This window comes from Acidobacteriota bacterium, from assembly GCA_035529075.1.
In the GTDB taxonomy this organism is placed as follows: Bacteria; Zixibacteria; MSB-5A5; order GN15; family FEB-12; genus DATKXK01.
In genome coordinates this window covers 243,715-259,990 of the sequence record DATKXK010000014.1, presented here as the reverse complement: position 1 = coordinate 259,990, position 16,276 = coordinate 243,715, and the positions used below count along the sequence as shown (strand labels likewise).

Genomic DNA, 16,276 nt, shown 5'->3' with positions numbered 1-16,276 from the left:
CAAAAAGGGATTTTCTTCGGCGTTAACCAATCTCACCCAGTGAGGGGAACAGATCGAGCAGCAAGCCGGAGAGACGCTGCAGCCAATTGAAGAAGATCGCCACACCGACGGCCATGAGCAGACCGCCCGAGATGATCTCCACAGCCCGGAAGTGTCTCTTGACAAATCCGAAAGCCCCAATGAGATAGTTGAAAAGCAGGGCGGTCAGTATGAACGGCACGCCTAAACCCGCTGAATAGAAGACCAGCAACATCAGGCCCTGGCTGGAACTGTTCTGCTGGGCGGCCAGGGTGAGGATACTCCCGAGGATGGGTCCGATGCACGGCGTCCAGCCGAAGGCAAAGGCGATGCCGATAACGGCCGAGCCGATAACACCCCTCTTCTTGGCGGCACCTAAGTTAAAGCGTTTCTCATAGTTAAGGGCCCTGATCCTCAGCACGCCCGCCACGTGCAGACCAAACACGAAGACGAGGGCACCGGCGATCTTGTTGAACAGCGACAGGTTCTGGCGGAGCCAGCCCCCGATGCCCCCTGCAAACGCACCCAGGGTAATAAACACCAGCGAAAAACCCAGCACAAAGAACAGCGTGTTGACCACCAGCCGGCCCAGATGCGAAGCCGCTTTCCCCTTGGCGGAGAGCTCCTCAATTGAGAGGCCGGAGATAAAGGAAAGGTAGCCGGGAATGAGCGGCAGAACGCACGGGGACAAAAAGGACAAGAACCCGGCCAGGACTGCCGCCGGCACCTCTACCGTGGGCTGGTCAAACATAACTCTTTCACCACATTCGGAATAAGCAGGAAGTAAAGCAAACCTACGAGGACATGCAACAACATAAGCGGCAGAAGGTTCCGCGCATCAGGATTTCTCGCGGGACTGGCTGACTATTTCGCTCTTGATAAGCTGGAGAAGCTTCTTAGCGTCGATCTTGGCAGCGATTTTCTCGGCTATCTTTCCGGCCAGTTCGGCGGCAAAACGGCGTGTGAACATACTCACGTCCTCCACCGAGAGCTGCTCGAGTTTCTCCTCCCACGTGATCGGCGCGTCCGCTTCCCGGTGCGGCGCAGCACCCTCCTGAGCAACGGCGGTTTCTAATTCACTGGAGCGCAGCGCCTCCATCTCCCGCTTGAACTCACCGATGAACTTCTCAACGGTGCCGGACAACGGTTTGCCCTCGGGAGCGGCATCAGCCTGTTTTGCGGGACCGGCAGTGGTGGGATCAACGAGCGATGACGTCTCCGTTATGGTCAGCTTCTCCGAATCCTCAGGAGATTGCCTGGTCGGTTTGGCCGCCGCGGGCCCGCCGGTATGAGCCTCGACGTCCTCTCGCATGGATTTGATGAACCAGTCATAGTCATGGGCTGCACCTGCACTGTCGGCCTTGCCCGGCTTAAGGGCTTCGGGATTCGTCAGACCGTACTGGTCCTGCATTATCTCCAGCTTGCCGGTGGCCGAGGGTGCTGGCGCCTGCTTGGGCTCGGGCGGGCGGTTGACAATATCCGTGGCGTCCTCGGGGACAACGACGGACTCGATCCGCGAAGAATCCGACAGGCCGGTGTCCTCGTCAACAAAGTGATCGTAGCCAACCAACTTCTCAGGCTGGCGACCCTGCTTCAACTTGCCCGTGATGGCTGTTTTGTCCATTACTTCAGAATCAGTCACGTCGATGGCATCAAGCCCCAGGGCGGCATCCAGAAACGCGTCGTCAACCGGCTCCTCGGTCGGCGGGTTAGCAGCGGACTCGTCCTTCTGTGGCTTTCCGCGGCTCAGCACGAGATTCACTTTCTGGAGCAGTTGCTGGGGATCAAACGGCTGAGGGATGACGTACTCTTCGGGAAAAGGCGGGGTGGTGCCATCCGACGGCGCAAGCAGCAGAAACGGCACAGAGGCGGACTTCGGATTGGCCTTGACCTTCTCATAGAACGGGCGCTGGTCCGAGGCAAGCACGTCGCCGCCGACGATAAGGAGATCCGGCCGGGACAGCTGCAGCACGTCCGAGGCCTTCTCCGCCGTCGGTACCGATATCACTTCGAACCCGTTCTGTCTCAGAACGGTTTCTGCCACGCCCCTCGTGGCGTCAGCCGTCTCGACTACGAGTACACGTTTGCGCATGATGCCTTGTCCTTACCGCTTCTGTCTATCCTTCTGCCGGGACAGTTCCGAGGAAGCCTCCTGCAGGAATTTCCGATCCTCATCGCTGATATTATCGATGCCGACCTCGTTTATCTTATCGAGAATGGCATCGACCCGCTTCATTATATCTTCGGCCTGGTGGCGTTTCTTGTTTAGCTTAGCAGCCTGGCGACGATAGCGCAAGTCTTGAATCCGCCTGCCCACGTATACCCACCGCCAGTCCCATTTCAGATGGGCAAACCCCCACAGGGCGCCCCCGAGGTGTGTCATATGCGCCACTCCAGGCCCTCCGAAAAGGAAGCCGAGCAGCATCAGGCCGGGAATGGCCCACTTGACCCTGATGGGGAAAAGAAAGTACAGATAGAGCATGCGGTTGGGATACATCACCCAGTAGGCCACCAGGACCCCGTAAATGGCTCCTGAGGCGCCCAGAATGGGCGTCGGGTCGGCGGCAAACAGGCCGTGGGTAATCAGCGGCAACACGCCCCCGGCCAGACCGCACAGGATGTAGAACCGGGCAAAACGCCTCGTGCCCCAAACGTACTCGATCTCCGTGCCGAACATCCACAGCACGAACATGTTGAACAGCAGGTGCCAGAAGCTCCCGTGCAGGAACATGTAAGTGAAGACCTGGTAGACGTAATTCGGAAACTGGTCGAAAAACGCGCCGGGCGACAACCAGAAGATCGCCGTGAACCGAGCTCCGACGAGCGCCTGAAGCAGAAAGACGACCCCGTTGGCAATCAACAGCACCTTGATGAACGGGGATATGGAGCCGGGCCCGATGCGGACCCCGGACGCGCGGGGAGGTCTGTTGTCGCCGTAGGTTCTCATCTTCTCAATTCATCGGCAGAATATCAAAAGCCTTTGGCGCGGGAAACGCCCGGCCCATGCTGGTCCCTACGACTGAGAACTCTTGTCGGAGCCACTGCTTTGGCCTTGTTCCTCTTCCTCCGGAAGCCGGTGTGCTCCGACCATTCATGTCCCTACCCCAAAGCGGGGTAAAACCTTGGTTACGAGAACAAGCCACACGGCCAGAACCAGGGCCAGCCAAAGGATATCGTGCCAGTTCATTATACTACCATCAGGGCTGTCGATTGCCGACAGATATCAGGCAAAAAAGGCCGGTCCGGGCACTTGACCAGACCGGCCGATGGTCACCACGCATTGACATCAGGTCAGCACCTTCTCCAGTCGTTGCACCAGTTGCGCCTTGGGAATGGCGCCGGTCACCTGGTCAACCACCTCACCATTCTTGAAGAACAGCAGCGAAGGGATCGACATGATGTTGTATTTTCCAGCTGTCTTGTTGTTGGCGTCGACGTCGAGTTTGGCGATTTTCACCTGCCCTGCCATCTCCGAGGCGACCTCTTCGAGTATTGGGGCGATCATCTTGCAGGGACCGCACCAGGTTGCCCAGAAGTCAACAACCACCGGCAGATCAGACTGCAGCACCTCCGCCTCAAAAGTATCGTCGGTGATCTGTATCGGCTTGCTCATTTCATCTCCTCCACAGCGATTCAAAGCCTTTTTGATGCCTTTTCTAACAAGATAGAGACTCGCCGGTTCCGAACCTGGAGAGAATTCCCGGCCTTGCCTGCCTGTTTCGCGGGAAAGAGCATTCCTCCCGTGTTCCTATTATAGCATATCGTCACTTTGAAAATCAATCGGAATCCGTGGTCGATCTGATACTGCGAGACGACACCTCAGACTCTGTCGTCCGAGCCGGTTGTCCGGACAGCTCGCGCGCCGCACGGTCACGCGCGCGGCCGAAGGAACGCGCCTGCTCCGCGAAAGCCTCAAGACGCGTCTCCTCACCCGAATCACGGAGCCCCTCGTAACTTATGTTGAGCCACGGTATGCCGCCAAGGTCCTCGGAGATTTTCTCTGACAGCGAGCTGACGACCGTACCGGGCATGCAGTTAAACGGCATGGCGTTGACAATGCCTGAAGCACCCTCCCGGGTCATCTCGATCGACTTGCCGATGGAGAGTATCGCCTCGCCCTTGTAATCCCGTGAGATATAGTCTTCAGCCAGGGCCAGCACTTTCTCAACCAGGTAGTCGTGCCTGATGGCGTAGTGCCGTGAGAACCAGCCCGTTATGCGGTGCTCCTGCCATCGCTGCGTATAAACCTGGAGAGTGCTTTTCAGAATCGCTTTGAAGTCACGCTTTTGCCGGGAATCCTCTTTAAACGTCAACGAAGTGTACATCGGCCACTCCCCGAAGGAAGCCAGCCAGACTTCCATCCCCAGCGACTCGAGTTTGTCGATAAGGTGATTGTTGGAGAAGCGGTTATTGCGAAGGTAGATTTCTCCGACCACGCCGACCAGTGGCCGCTCGGTCGGAGCCACGGGGATGGCCCGGAACGCTCTGGCCGCTTCAGCGGCCAGATCAGCCAGCGACTCGTCTTTCAGGATGGCCTGGTCCAGCCGTTTGAGGTAGTGATAGTAAACCTTTTCCGTCTCTCCGGTGTTGATTCCGTAGGGTCGCGTCCGGTGCTTCATCTTGATAAGGCAGTCGACAAACACTATCCCCTTCCAGGCCAGAGAACGAAAGGCCGTACCTTCAAGCCCGAACTCGGCATACCCATCATCCGAATGCGGTGAGAATATCGGGACTTCCGTGAAACCAAGATCATCAAGGACGATCCGGTGGAACTGGCTGTACAGTCCGAAGCGGCACGGCCCGCTGGCGCCGGGCATGAAAAAGACAGTTCGTGCAGGGTCGAATTCTGGCTCCCGGGTTTTCTTGATCATGTCGCCGGTCGTAATCTGGCACGGGAAACATTCCTTGCCGCTCGTGAACTTCTTGCCCAGATCAAGCGTGGACTCGTCCGGTTCGTCCAGCACCTGGACCGTCAGACCGAACCGTCTCATGGCAGCCCCGATGGCATACGCGTGGTCACACATATTGGGAATGTAGATGGTCCTTTCGAACGGCCGAAAAGTGTCGGACGTGATCGAGAAACAGGTGACCGGCGACCTGAAACGGTAGAAGCGCAGGGAATCGATGAAAGCTTCAATCCTGGTAATGAGGCCGGCGTCAGCCGAGTGTTCGTCCAGTTCCAGTTGCAGGTACGGTTTGCCCGACATAACCTTGCGGAAGAAGTGCGTGATGAACGAATCCGGTCCGCATCCGAACGACGTGATGTACACGCCGTACAGGTTCGGGTGGTTCCTGATGTAATCCGCCGCCGCCAGAATCAACCGGCCGTACCGCCAGTACATGCGATCCATGACCACACCGTTGCCCGACAACGGCAGAAAATCCATGGGGATAACTCTCAGACCGAGGTTGCGGGCCTTGCCGGGGAGATCCAGCGAAAGGCGCCGGTCAAAACCGTTGTACGGACGGCTGACCAGCACCAGCACTTTCTCATCCGGTTCAAGGCTGGAGAGAATCTTCCGCCCCTCTTCCTGGAGCGACAGGCGATATTTCCGGTACGCCGTGAGGCCGGTACCCAGCGCCTTTTTGAGTTCCCGTTCGGAAAGGCCCAACGAGGACTGCACTGCCTTGAACCTGTGGCGAAGCTCGCTGATATCGTCACTGAGCGACACGGCGGGACTGACGAAGCGGACGCCGCTCGAGGCGAAGTCAAAACGGGCCCTGATCGAGGAGCCGATGGTCTGGACGTACGGGCAGATGTAACCTCCGTCGTCAATGTCCTCCGTCTCGTCGGCCACCTTTATCACCGACGGCATGAAAATGATATCGACCTTCTTGGCGATGAGGTTGGCAATGTGCCCGTAAACCATCTTGATCGGGTAGCACGTTTCGGCACTGAACAGCTCGAGCGAATCCTCCACGATGCGCTGGTTGCTCAGATCGGAATTGACGACGGTGTAGCCGAGGGAGTTGAAGAAAGCCCGCCAGAAGGGGTAATAATCGAAGAAGTGCAAAACGCGCGGCAGGCCTACCCGACCCCGCGATTTCCGGGGCCTGCGAATTTCAACGTACCTTTTGTACAGGCACTGCTGGCGAATCTTGGTATAGTCGGGGGGCAGGGCCGCCTTGCGATGGTTGTCCACCTCGTACTTCTCACAGCGGGAACCGTAATACAACGTGCATTCGTCCTCGATCTCCACCTGGCGGATCTCGCAGCGATTAGAGCAGTCCGGACAGGTGAAGGTGCTGAGGGTGTACTTGCGCTTGTAAAGGTCAAACCCGCGGAACCTGGTCACAAAGCCGGATTCGACGGCCTTCTCCATAGCCAGAATGGCCGCCCCTATGGCTCCCGTGACGTCATGATGGGGCGGTACCGTTATCTTCTTGCGGGTCAGTTTCTCGAAGGCGGCCACCACCCCCTTGTTCCACGCTACTCCGCCCTGGAAGAAAATATTGTCACCGATGCGCCGGTCCCCGACGACCTTGGTCAGGTAATTGGTGACGATTGAGTAGGCCAACCCGGCAATGAGATCATCCTGTCTGGCTCCCGAACGCTGGTGCGCCACCAGGTCGGACTCCATGAACACGGTGCATCGCTCCCCGCAGCCGACGGGGCACTTCGCCCCCAGGGCGCGGTCGCCGAACTCGCCCTCTATGTTGATCTTGAGCTTATCGGCCTGTTCCTGCAGAAACGAGCCGGTGCCCGCCGCGCAGGCTTTGTTCATTTCAAAGTCGACCACCGCCCTGTCGTCAATGGAGACGTACTTGGAGTCCTGTCCGCCGATTTCAAAGATCGTGTCAACGGTGGGATCGATATTGATGGCCGCGGTGGCCTGGGCCGTGATCTCGTTGCGGACGATGTCAGCACCAACGTAATCCCCGATCAGGTAGCGGCCCGAACCGGTGGTGGCCACGGCCTTGACACTAACCCTGTTGCCGACCTCCTGGCCGATTTCAGCCAGCCCGCGCCGGACGGCCTCTATCGGCCGGCCTTCGGTCATCAGGTATCGCCGGGCAATTACCCGGTGGCCGTCGTCGACCAAGACCAGATTAGTGGAAAGGGAGCCGACATCGATGCCAAGGTAGACTTCGAGGCCATCTATATCGTGCGGGCGGTCCGCCAGCGTAATGTCGTAGTGTTTGGATTCAGGAAAATCATATGACAGTGCCTCATGCCGGGAGCCGGTCACGTTCCGGTACTGCAGGTAGGTGTCGATCTTGTCCGGATCGAACGATTGGACCAGGGCGTCGTTCTCGCGCGCCAGCAGGGCGGCGCCGAGCGCCACGAGAACGTTGAAGCGCTCAGGGACGATCAGTTCGCCCGGCTCCAGGTCGAGCACCTCGGTGAATGCCCTCACCATGCCCGGGTTGGCGGCAACCCCGCCCTCGAAGGCGACAGGTTTGACGAAGTTCTTGCCGCGGGCGATGGAACCTTTGAAGTTGCGGGCCACGGCAAAGCACAGTCCGGCCACGATGTCATAATCGGAGGTCGCAGTCTGCTGCAGGTGAATCATGTCAGACTTGGCGAAGACCGAACAGCGCCCCGCTACACGCGGCGGATTGACTGACTTCAAGGCCAGTCGGCCGAACTCATCATCTATGGAAATACCCAGCCGCGAGGCCTGCTGATCCAGGAAGGAGCCGGTTCCCGCCGCGCACTGAGCGTTCATGGCAAAGTCAACGACGGTCTTGCGGGCGCTGTCAAGGATCAGCAGCTTGGAATCCTCTCCCCCCATTTCGACCACGGTCCGGGCCTGAGGCACAGCCAGGAAATTCCCCGCCGCCAGCGCCGCTATCTCCCCGAACGCCTTGCCGCCGAAGACGGTCTGAGCGGTCTTGCCGCCGATACCGGAAAGACCGAGAAAGACGGGCTGTCCTGTCAGTTCCGGAAATCTCTCGGAGAGGAGTTCGCGGAGCGTTTCAAAGGCTCCGGCCTGAAAACGCCGGTAAGCCGTCCGTACGATCCGGTCCCCGTCCATGAGAACCGCTTTAACCGCCACCGATCCGATGTCGATACCGAACGAGCGGAATACTCTGTCCATAAGGACTCCAATCTACGGTTGCAGGGATTCGCATAGCAAGTTAATAATGGAACGGCCGGGCGCGATAATCCGTTGGCCTTTTACCGGCGGCACGTTATATTCAGCGCTTTAGCGGCTGGAATCATGCGACTGATCATACAACGAACGAGCGGCGTTGAAGTGTGGCTTGAAGGGAAGTTACACAGCCGGACCGGGCCCGGCCTGCTGATCCTGTTCGGGACCAGGACGGACGACCGGGAGGATTCCTGCGGTGCGCTTGCCCATAAAGCGGTCAACTTGCGCATATTCGAAGATGAGCAAGGGAAGATGAACCTTTCGGCCCTCGACGTGAACGCCGAGATCATGGTGGTGTCCCAGTTCACGCTTTACGCCGATACGCGCAAGGGCCGACGACCGGCCTTTACGGAAGCCATGGAGCCGACCGAAGCCGAACGCCTGTACGAGTGCTTTGTAAAACGAGTTGCCGCCAGCGGGCTGACAACCGGCGCCGGCGTTTTCGGGGCCAGAATGGACGTTAAGTTCACCAACCACGGACCGGTCACAATCATCCTCGATCATGACGCCCGGTAGCCTGCACCGTCTGGCCGACACGGCCGACTTCGTCCTTGGATCAGCGTCCCCGCGACGGCGGAAGTTGCTTTCCGAGATGGGAATCCGCTTTCGCAACCTCATTCCTCGGGTTGACGAAACGCGTCAGCCGGGAGAGCCCTGCTACCAGTACGCGCAGCGCATGGCCGAGCAGAAAGCCCTGAACGTCTCGCGTCAGGCAGGCTCCGACGCAATAGTCCTGGGTTGTGATACCGTGGTTGTCATGAAAGATCAGGTTTTGCATAAACCGCAGAACGAACGGGAGGCCTTCGAGACTCTCATGACCCTGTCGGGCAAGGAGCACGTGGTCTGCACGGCCCTGGCGCTTGTGTCGGGCGGCAGCGTCCTGGCCTCGGGTTACGAGTTGACACAGGTGTTCTTCAACGTCGCGTCCGACCGGCAGATAAGGGAGTACATCGCCACCGGGGAGCCGATGGACAAGGCCGGGGCATACGGCATCCAGGGAATGGGGGCATTTTTAGTTGACAGGATAGAAGGCAGACTTGATAATGTTATCGGTTTCCCCCGGACGCTTCTGGAACGTCTTGCGGACGAGGCGCTTGCCCGGCTGTAGCAGGTTAGAGGCTGGAAATGAGTGAGTTACATACAAAACTTGGCAGATTGCTTCAACTCGAGCGACAACGTCAGGAGATCGACCTGAACGATCTCTCGGACGAACTGAAAATCTCCATACACAACCTCGAAGCGATAGAGAGCGGTGACGTTGCCGGTTTGCCGTCCGATCTCTATTTCAACCTTTTCGCCAAGTCGTATGCGGAACGTCTCGGGATCGATTACACGCGCACCGTCGAAGCCATCACTATGGACCTTAAGGAGTCTCCCGCCGGGAGCGATGAGGCCGCGGAAGCAGCCACGGACTCAGCCGCGGACGGGGAAGTGAACGCCGCTGATCAGGCCGAAGTTGCCGCAGCCGAGGCCGGATCGGCATTCGGCAAGCGCGTCATAGCTATGGTGGTGGCGGCAATTGTCGTCCTCGCGGCTTTTCTCGTCGTTTACGAGGTATTCCTCAAGAGCCCGGCCATGGAAGGTGAACGGACAACGGCTTCGGACAACGCACCGGGGTCGGCGTCTGAGGACGACTCCCCGGGTTCCGTGGCGGCCGCATATACACGTTATGAGTGGAACGTCCCGGCCTACGAAAAGCCGACCGGCCTGACACTCACCCTTACGGCGCGTGACGAGAGCTGGGCCACCGTTGTGGCCGACGGTGACACGGTGGTATATCGAAATCTGGTGCCGTGGCGGGAATATCAGCTCGAGGCCAAATACCGGTTTCTCGTATCGGTCGGTATCCCGTCCCGCGTGGAGACAAAGCTCAACGGACAGGTAGTCAACCTGCGAGATCCGGAGACCGGGAGAATCTCCCGGTCGGAAATCAACCAGACCAACGCGGCCTCTATTCTGACTCGCCCCATCGCGGCCCCCGAGGCGGTTCGTCCGCCGATGCGCCGACAGGACGCGGTCCGAACACAAGAGGCTGATTCTACGGGTGCCTCACCTGAGCAGAGAACGCCTGACAGCTTATAGCGGGAAGCAATGTCCATGGGATTGAAGGGTATCGTCGGTTCCTACCAAGTCAGCCGCATCCGCAGGAAGATGGCGCTGGTACCCATGTCCTTTCCGTCGGCCCTGCTTCATCCCCGCCACGTTCTTGTCTGTTTGCCGGGCGGCTTGCGGGAGCTGACTCTCGTGAAACAATTCCTGCCGGCGATCACACAGCTGTTCAAGCCCGCCGATATCACGCTGCTGTCCATGCCGGGTATGCGTCTTTCGGACATATACCCGCGCAAGGGCTTCCAGATCCTGACACCGACAGCCGACCAGGTCACCTGGCTCGGCCTTCCGAAACGCAACTACCTCGAACACCTTCGGTCATACAAGTTTGACACCGTGCTGGACATGAACCTGGAGATGTCCCTTTTCACGTCAACCATTCTGCTCAGTTTCCCGGACGCCACGCGGATCGGCCGGGGGAACCACCTCGGAGTGCCGTTCTACAACCTGGAGATCAAGACCAGGTACCTCCGGGACGAGCGCAACATCTACCGTTCCCTGCTGGAAACGCTGAGCAGCATAATGAACAGGTCCGTCGATGGATTGACGCCACGCGCAACCCGGTAACTGCATGGAGGCTTCGTGTATCTCAAGCGACTGGAAATACTCGGCTTCAAGTCCTTTGCAATCAAGACATCGTTAACGTTTGCCGACGGTCTGACGGCCATAGTCGGGCCGAACGGATGCGGCAAGACAAATATCCTCGACGCCTTGCGCTGGGTGCTCGGTGAACAGAAGCCTTCCCTGCTCCGCGGCGGCAAAATGGAGGAAGTGATCTTCAACGGCACCAGCAGTGCCAAACCGCTGGGGATGGCCGAAGTCACGTTGACGGTAGTCAACGACCGCGGACTTCTCGCCACCGAGTATAACGAACTGCAGGTGACGCGCCGGTTATACCGCAGCGGCGAGTCGGAGTACCTGCTGAACAAGGTCCCCTGCCGGCTGCGGGACATCACGGACCTTTTCCTGGACACGGGAGTCGGCACCCATTCCTACTCGGTGATCCAGCCGGATATGATCGAAGCCGTCATCTCGGACCGGGCCGAGGAACGGCGTTACCTGTTCGAGGAGGCGGCCGGCATCACCAAGTACAAACTGCGCCGCCGGGCCGCCCTCAGAAAACTCGAGGCTACCGAACACGATTTCCTGCGCCTGAAGGACATCTACGCCGAGGTCAAGACGCGGGCCAACTCTCTGTACCGACAGCACAAGAAGGCCGAACGGTACCAGAAGGTTGTGGATGAAATAAAGCAGTGGGAGTTGTACCTGGGCGCCTCGCGAGTCGGCGCCCTGAAGGCTGAGAAGCGCACGCTGGGGAGGCAAGTCGAGGACCTGAGCAGGCAGAAGGTCCAGTGTGAGACCAGCCTGGATCAGCACGCGGCACAATTGGAAGCCGAGCGCAAGGAACAGGTCGATATCGAACGGCGGCTTAATGAAATCGGCCGCGAGATCTATACTATCACCGAGTCGGCTCACTCGTTCGAGCGGGAGATCTCCATCCTCGGCGAAAAGAAGACGAACGCGGAGCGGCTCATCGAGAAGAACGAATCGGAATACGAAGCCCTGAGCAAACGGCTGGAGTCTCTCGCCGATCAGATCAAGGCTGCCCGGCAGGAAGCCGACGGCCTGGCCGAAACGCTTGAAGAGAAGTCGACGGGGTTGGCGCAGGCGGAGAGCGAGCAGGCCGAGATCGACCGGCGCCTGCTGGAGGCAAGGTCGGCGCGAGAGGGCGAGAACCGAAGGCTCGTTGAACTGGAGGGCAGGCTGTCATCGGAAATAACCGAGGAGCGCAGCCTCAAGCAGCAACAACGGGAACTGAGCGACCGCATAGCCGAGATCGAATCCCAGATTTCGGCCAGAGAACAGGAGCAAAGCGAGCTTGTGACCCGGCTGCATGAACGTCGTCACGCTCTGGACGACCAGATCGGCCGGAAGAAACAGGTGGATGAGCGTCGGACCGCCCTGACTGAGGAGATGGAGACTCTGGCCGAAGCCGGGGAGGCGCTGTCGCTGGACATGGCCAACCTGAATGCCTCCATCGAGGCCGCCCAGGCACGCCGCAAGCTGCTCGAAGACATGATGCTGCAGCATGAAGGGTACGAAGCGGGCGTCGTGTCGGCCATGGACGAGAAGGATCGCTGGCCGGGGATCGCCGGCACGGTGGCGGAACTGTTTGTCCCGGCCGAAGGCATGGAGACGGCCACCGAGGCGGCCCTGGGCGAGATGGCCAGGTTCATCGTCTGCCGCGATCGAGCCACCGCCGAGGATATTATCCGCTTCCTCAAAGACAATTCTAAGGGGAGAGTCGGCATCCTGGTCCCCGACACCGGGACCATTACTCCTGCCGTGAAACGCCCGCAGCTTGACCTGCCGGGGGTCGTCGGCTGGCTTGACAGCTTCGTCTCCACCGAGGAGGGCATGCGATCTCTTAAAGACGCCGTGCTTTCCCGCACCATCGTGTTCGGTTCCGAGACGTCCCCTTCCGAAATTCTCGAACACCTCCCCTATGGCTTCACGGCCGTCTCCACCGACGGCGTTGTCTACCGGAAGAACGTCATCTCGGGCGGTTCAGACGACCGTTTCCCGTTGTTCAGACGCCGCGAGAAAGTGCAGCAGCAGGAGGAGATCGTTGCGCAGTTGAGCGAGCGCCTGAAGGGTATCAGTGATGAGAAGGGCAGAACGCTGGCCCGCCTGGCCGCGGCGAGAGCGGAATCCAACGAAGTCGGTTCCCAGCTTCAGGAGTTGAGCGAAGAGATCGAGTCCGTTCAGAAGGACGTCAATGAGAACGACTTTGCTCACCGCAGCCTTACGTCCGAATTCGAGCGCCTGAACCGGGAGAAGCAGGCGCTTTCGGTCAAGCTCGAAGACATACAAAGCCGCCAGTGCAGCCTCGAACTGGATTCGTCGAAGCTCGCGGACCAGAAGGACCATCTCATCGGCGATATCACGGCTGCCGGCAACAGGCTGGAAGACCTTGAACGCGACGCCGCGGCCGCGGTCGACCGCGTGTCCAGACATCAAGTGGCCGTGATCGAAACACGAAGCCGCCTGGAACAGACCACCAGCCGCATAACCCACCTCAATGAGCTTACGTCAAGCATCGAAACCGGCCTGAGCACGAATACGACGGAAATAGAGAAGGCCCGCACCGATATCCGCCAGGCTCAGGAGCGCACCGGCACGCTGGAACGTGATCTCGAAGCGGCCTTTCGGTTCCGCGAGGAGAAATCGGAGCAGCAGGAGAAATTCCACGAAACTCAGGCTGAGCTACTTCGGCGCGTGTCGGGCCACGAAAAGGACATCAAGCGCCTGCGCGACGAACGAGACGTCTTCGGCGAAAGGCTGCACGAACTCGACATCAGGCTGAACACGATCGATGCTGAGATCCGCTCCATCAGCGAGAGGATTCGTGAAGACTACGAGGTCGACATCCACACCGCCGCGGTCGCCAAACCGGATGACGGTCTGGCCGACGAGGGGGCCGCGCAGCACCTGGGTGAACTGAGAGACCGGCTGAAGAAATTCGGAGCCGTCAACCTGCTGGCTATCGAGGAATATCGCGAGGCCAGTGAGCGCGAGAAATTCCTCCGTGAGCAGCTGAGTGATCTCGAGACGGCCAAGGGTGACCTGAACTCGACCATCGCCAAAATCAACCAGACGGCGCGCCGACTATTCAACGACACGCTGGAGAAAGTGCAGAAGAATTTCCGGGAGTTGTTTGCCGAGCTGTTCAGCGGCGGCGAAGCCGGCATCAGGCTGATCGAACCGGATGATCCGCTTGAATCCGACATCGAAATCACGGCCCGGCCGCGCGGCAAGAATCTGCTCCCGATAACAATGATGTCGGGCGGTGAGCGCGCTCTGACGGCCATCGCCCTGCTGTTTTCGCTCTATCTCGTGAAACCCTCGCCCTTCTGCATTCTTGACGAGATCGACGCGCCGCTTGACGACGCCAACTGCCACCGGTTTCTCAAGATCATCCGCAACTTCTCCCACCAGACGCAATTCGCCACCATTACGCACAACAAAATCACCATGGCGGCCTCGAACAACCTGTACGGGGTCACGATGGAAGAACCCGGGATCTCCAAACTGGTGGCGGTCAGGTTCAGCTCCGACGACGGTGACGAGGACGCGGTCGTGAGCGTGGAAACCGCCAACGACGCGTATCCGGAGCAACTCCCTGAGAGTATCCAGGAGCGGATAGGCCCGGAGATATCTCTCACTCGCGACGAGGACACGTAATACCGGTTTCTTATGCGCAGCGGTTTCGAAAAGCTCAGAGAATCGCTTTCCAGAACGAAAGAGAACATTTTCGGGAAGATCTCCCGGGTCGTCAGCCGGCGCCGGCTCGACGATGACCTGCTGGAGGACATCGAGGAGATTCTGATCGAAGCTGACGTCGGCGTCAGGACAACCCGGCAACTGATCGAGCAAGTACGGCAATCCGCCCGCGAGCGCCGCCTGACCGACGGCGAGAGCGCCGTGGCGCTGCTCAAGGAGAATATAGCCGCTATCCTGTCCCGGGAAAACGGCGCGCTGTTCCACGAGAGCGACCCGAAACCCGTCGTGTGGCTTATCACCGGAGTGAACGGGGTCGGCAAGACGACCACCATCGGCAAGCTGGCCACGCGATTCGCCTCGGAGGGGAAGAAGGTGATTATAGGGGCCTGCGATACGTTCCGGGCGGCGGCGATCGACCAGGTGGCAATTTGGGCCGAGCGGAGCCGCGTGGAACTGGTACGAGCCCAGGAAGGTACGGATCCCGGGGCGGTGGCGTTCGATGCGGCCAGCGCCGCACGAGCCAGAGGCGCCGACCTCCTGCTGATCGACACGGCCGGGCGTCTCCACACCAAGAGCAACCTCATGGAGGAGTTGAGGAAGATCCGGCGGGTCATACAGAAGGCGGCACCGGAAGCGGCGATTTACAACAAGCTTATCATTGACGGCAACACCGGCCAGAACGCCCTGACACAGGTGGGAGTGTTCACCGAGGCGGTCGGCTGTGACGGACTGATCATAACCAAGCTGGATGGCACCGCCAAAGGAGGCGTGGTCATCGCAGTCGCCGAGGAGCTTGGCGTGCAGGTCGATTTCATCGGCATCGGCGAAGCTATCGACGATTTGCAGCGATTCGACTCAAAACAGTTTGCCGAGGCCCTGTTCACATGATCCAGGAACTGCCGGTCAGAACGGGTCAGCGTGAGGAAATCCTCGACGTCACTGACCTCGTGCAGAGGGCCGTCTCGGCCAGCGGGCACTTAGCGGGCATCGTCTACTGCTTTGTCCCGCATACGACGGCCGGGATCACCATCAACGAGAATGCCGATCCCGACGTCAAGCGCGACATCCTGTACAAACTGGGTAAGGAAATACCGCGCGAGGACGGCTACCGCCACGCCGAGGGCAATTCCGACGCCCATATCAAGGCCTCACTTCTTGGGTTCTCGCAGCAGGTATTTTTCGAGAACAAGCGGCTCGTCCTGGGCCAGTGGCAGGGCATTCAGTTCTGCGAGTTCGACGGGCCGCGAAACCGCCGCCTCCTTGTCAAGGTAGTCGCCCTTGCTTGAAGTCCACGTTATTAGTCTGGGCAGGGACAAGGAGCCGTGGATCACGCAGGGGAGCGAACACTACCGCAAGCTGCTCTCCCGCTTCGCCCGCATATCGCTGACCGTCATACCGTCGCCGAAATTCTCCAGCGCCCTCTCCCCCGATGAGATTCGCGTCCGCGAATCCGATCTGCTGGTCCGCCGGAGGAAGGGCGGCTACGGCATCGCGTTGAGCGACCGGGGTCCCACCTGCGATTCAGAAGCTTTCGCACGGCTGATCGAGCGGCTGCAAACCACCAGCGGCGGACGCGTCGAATTCCTCATCGGCGGCCCCCACGGACTGGCCGACCGGCTGGTGGGCGAGGCCGACGCGGTGCTGTCGCTGTCCCCCCTGACTTTCCCCCACCATCTGGTCCGTGTGATTCTCCTGGAACAGCTTTACAGAGCCTTTACGATTCTGCACCGCACCGGTTACCACAAGTAAAGGAAACGTCCCGTCAGCGT

At 59.4% G+C, this 16,276-nt stretch carries 13 protein-coding genes; 8 read left to right on the top strand and 5 right to left on the bottom strand.

All coding sequences use genetic code 11. From position 1 onward, the window contains the following. Positions 1 to 22: 22 nt before the first annotated feature. The 5 genes from VMY05_08685 to VMY05_08665 form a co-directional block, all read right to left on the bottom strand. Positions 23 to 769 carry a cytochrome c biogenesis protein CcdA gene (locus VMY05_08685; protein HUV31147.1) on the bottom strand — a complete coding sequence of 249 codons (747 nt, stop codon included), beginning with the start codon at positions 767 to 769 and terminating at the stop codon, positions 23 to 25. A gap of 87 nt (positions 770 to 856) precedes the next feature. Further along, entirely contained in the window at positions 857 to 2,110 is a 1,254-nt protein-coding gene (locus tag VMY05_08680; protein HUV31146.1) for a hypothetical protein, read from the bottom strand. Between the two features lie 12 nt (positions 2,111 to 2,122). Beyond that, positions 2,123 to 2,965 (bottom strand): rhomboid family intramembrane serine protease, encoded by an 843-nt coding sequence (locus VMY05_08675; GenBank protein ID HUV31145.1) that lies wholly within the window; start codon positions 2,963 to 2,965, stop codon positions 2,123 to 2,125. A 339-nt stretch (positions 2,966 to 3,304) separates the two neighbouring features. Then, positions 3,305 to 3,631, bottom strand: a complete 327-nt coding sequence (gene trxA / locus VMY05_08670; GenBank protein ID HUV31144.1) for a thioredoxin — start codon at positions 3,629 to 3,631, stop codon at positions 3,305 to 3,307. 163 nt (positions 3,632 to 3,794) lie between these two features. Beyond that, a complete protein-coding gene (locus tag VMY05_08665) occupies positions 3,795 to 8,060 on the bottom strand; it encodes an acyl-CoA dehydratase activase (protein ID HUV31143.1) in 4,266 nt (1,421 codons plus the stop codon). Positions 8,061 to 8,183: 123 nt separating this feature from the next. Here VMY05_08665 and dtd point away from each other — a divergent pair, with 123 nt between their 5' ends. Genes dtd through VMY05_08625 form a run of 8 tightly spaced genes read left to right on the top strand, consistent with a single transcriptional unit; the run spans position 8,184 to position 16,256 of the window. Beyond that, complete coding sequence (dtd, locus tag VMY05_08660) at positions 8,184 to 8,630, top strand: D-aminoacyl-tRNA deacylase (protein HUV31142.1); 447 nt, start codon at positions 8,184 to 8,186, stop codon at positions 8,628 to 8,630. Then, positions 8,617 to 9,222 (top strand): Maf family protein, encoded by a 606-nt coding sequence (locus tag VMY05_08655; protein HUV31141.1) that lies wholly within the window; start codon positions 8,617 to 8,619, stop codon positions 9,220 to 9,222. Before dtd ends, VMY05_08655 begins: the two co-directional genes overlap by 14 nt. 17 nt (positions 9,223 to 9,239) lie before the next feature. Then, complete coding sequence (locus VMY05_08650) at positions 9,240 to 10,196, top strand: helix-turn-helix domain-containing protein (GenBank protein HUV31140.1); 957 nt, start codon at positions 9,240 to 9,242, stop codon at positions 10,194 to 10,196. Positions 10,197 to 10,211: 15 nt separating this feature from the next. Then, the gene (locus tag VMY05_08645) at positions 10,212 to 10,790 is read left to right on the top strand and encodes a hypothetical protein (GenBank protein HUV31139.1); all 579 of its coding nucleotides are present in this window, start codon (positions 10,212 to 10,214) and stop codon (positions 10,788 to 10,790) included. A 15-nt stretch (positions 10,791 to 10,805) separates the two neighbouring features. Further along, positions 10,806 to 14,468 carry a chromosome segregation protein SMC gene (gene smc, locus VMY05_08640; GenBank protein ID HUV31138.1) on the top strand — a complete coding sequence of 1,221 codons (3,663 nt, stop codon included), beginning with the start codon at positions 10,806 to 10,808 and terminating at the stop codon, positions 14,466 to 14,468. A gap of 12 nt (positions 14,469 to 14,480) precedes the next feature. Beyond that, positions 14,481 to 15,395 (top strand): signal recognition particle-docking protein FtsY, encoded by a 915-nt coding sequence (gene ftsY, locus VMY05_08635; GenBank protein HUV31137.1) that lies wholly within the window; start codon positions 14,481 to 14,483, stop codon positions 15,393 to 15,395. Continuing rightward, positions 15,392 to 15,793: a secondary thiamine-phosphate synthase enzyme YjbQ gene (locus VMY05_08630; GenBank protein HUV31136.1), complete on the top strand. Its 402-nt coding sequence runs from the start codon at positions 15,392 to 15,394 to the stop codon at positions 15,791 to 15,793. Before ftsY ends, VMY05_08630 begins: the two co-directional genes overlap by 4 nt. Next, positions 15,786 to 16,256, top strand: a complete 471-nt coding sequence (locus VMY05_08625) for a 23S rRNA (pseudouridine(1915)-N(3))-methyltransferase RlmH (GenBank protein HUV31135.1) — start codon at positions 15,786 to 15,788, stop codon at positions 16,254 to 16,256. The genes VMY05_08630 and VMY05_08625 overlap by 8 nt, the downstream gene beginning before the upstream one ends. Positions 16,257 to 16,276 lie beyond the last annotated feature (20 nt).

Bases quoted from the DNA above. Each gene is read 5' to 3' on its own strand.
- VMY05_08685 (HUV31147.1), bottom strand. From the start codon at position 769: ATGTTTGACCAGCCCACGGTAGAGGTGCCGGCGGCAGTCCTGGCCGGG.
- VMY05_08680 (HUV31146.1), bottom strand. From the start codon at position 2,110: ATGCGCAAACGTGTACTCGTAGTCGAGACGGCTGACGCCACGAGGGGC.
- VMY05_08675 (HUV31145.1), bottom strand. From the start codon at position 2,965: ATGAGAACCTACGGCGACAACAGACCTCCCCGCGCGTCCGGGGTCCGC.
- trxA (HUV31144.1), bottom strand. From the start codon at position 3,631: ATGAGCAAGCCGATACAGATCACCGACGATACTTTTGAGGCGGAGGTG.
- VMY05_08665 (HUV31143.1), bottom strand. From the start codon at position 8,060: ATGGACAGAGTATTCCGCTCGTTCGGTATCGACATCGGATCGGTGGCG.
- dtd (HUV31142.1), top strand. From the start codon at position 8,184: ATGCGACTGATCATACAACGAACGAGCGGCGTTGAAGTGTGGCTTGAA.
- VMY05_08655 (HUV31141.1), top strand. From the start codon at position 8,617: ATGACGCCCGGTAGCCTGCACCGTCTGGCCGACACGGCCGACTTCGTC.
- VMY05_08650 (HUV31140.1), top strand. From the start codon at position 9,240: ATGAGTGAGTTACATACAAAACTTGGCAGATTGCTTCAACTCGAGCGA.
- VMY05_08645 (HUV31139.1), top strand. From the start codon at position 10,212: ATGGGATTGAAGGGTATCGTCGGTTCCTACCAAGTCAGCCGCATCCGC.
- ftsY (HUV31137.1), top strand. From the start codon at position 14,481: ATGCGCAGCGGTTTCGAAAAGCTCAGAGAATCGCTTTCCAGAACGAAA.
- VMY05_08630 (HUV31136.1), top strand. From the start codon at position 15,392: ATGATCCAGGAACTGCCGGTCAGAACGGGTCAGCGTGAGGAAATCCTC.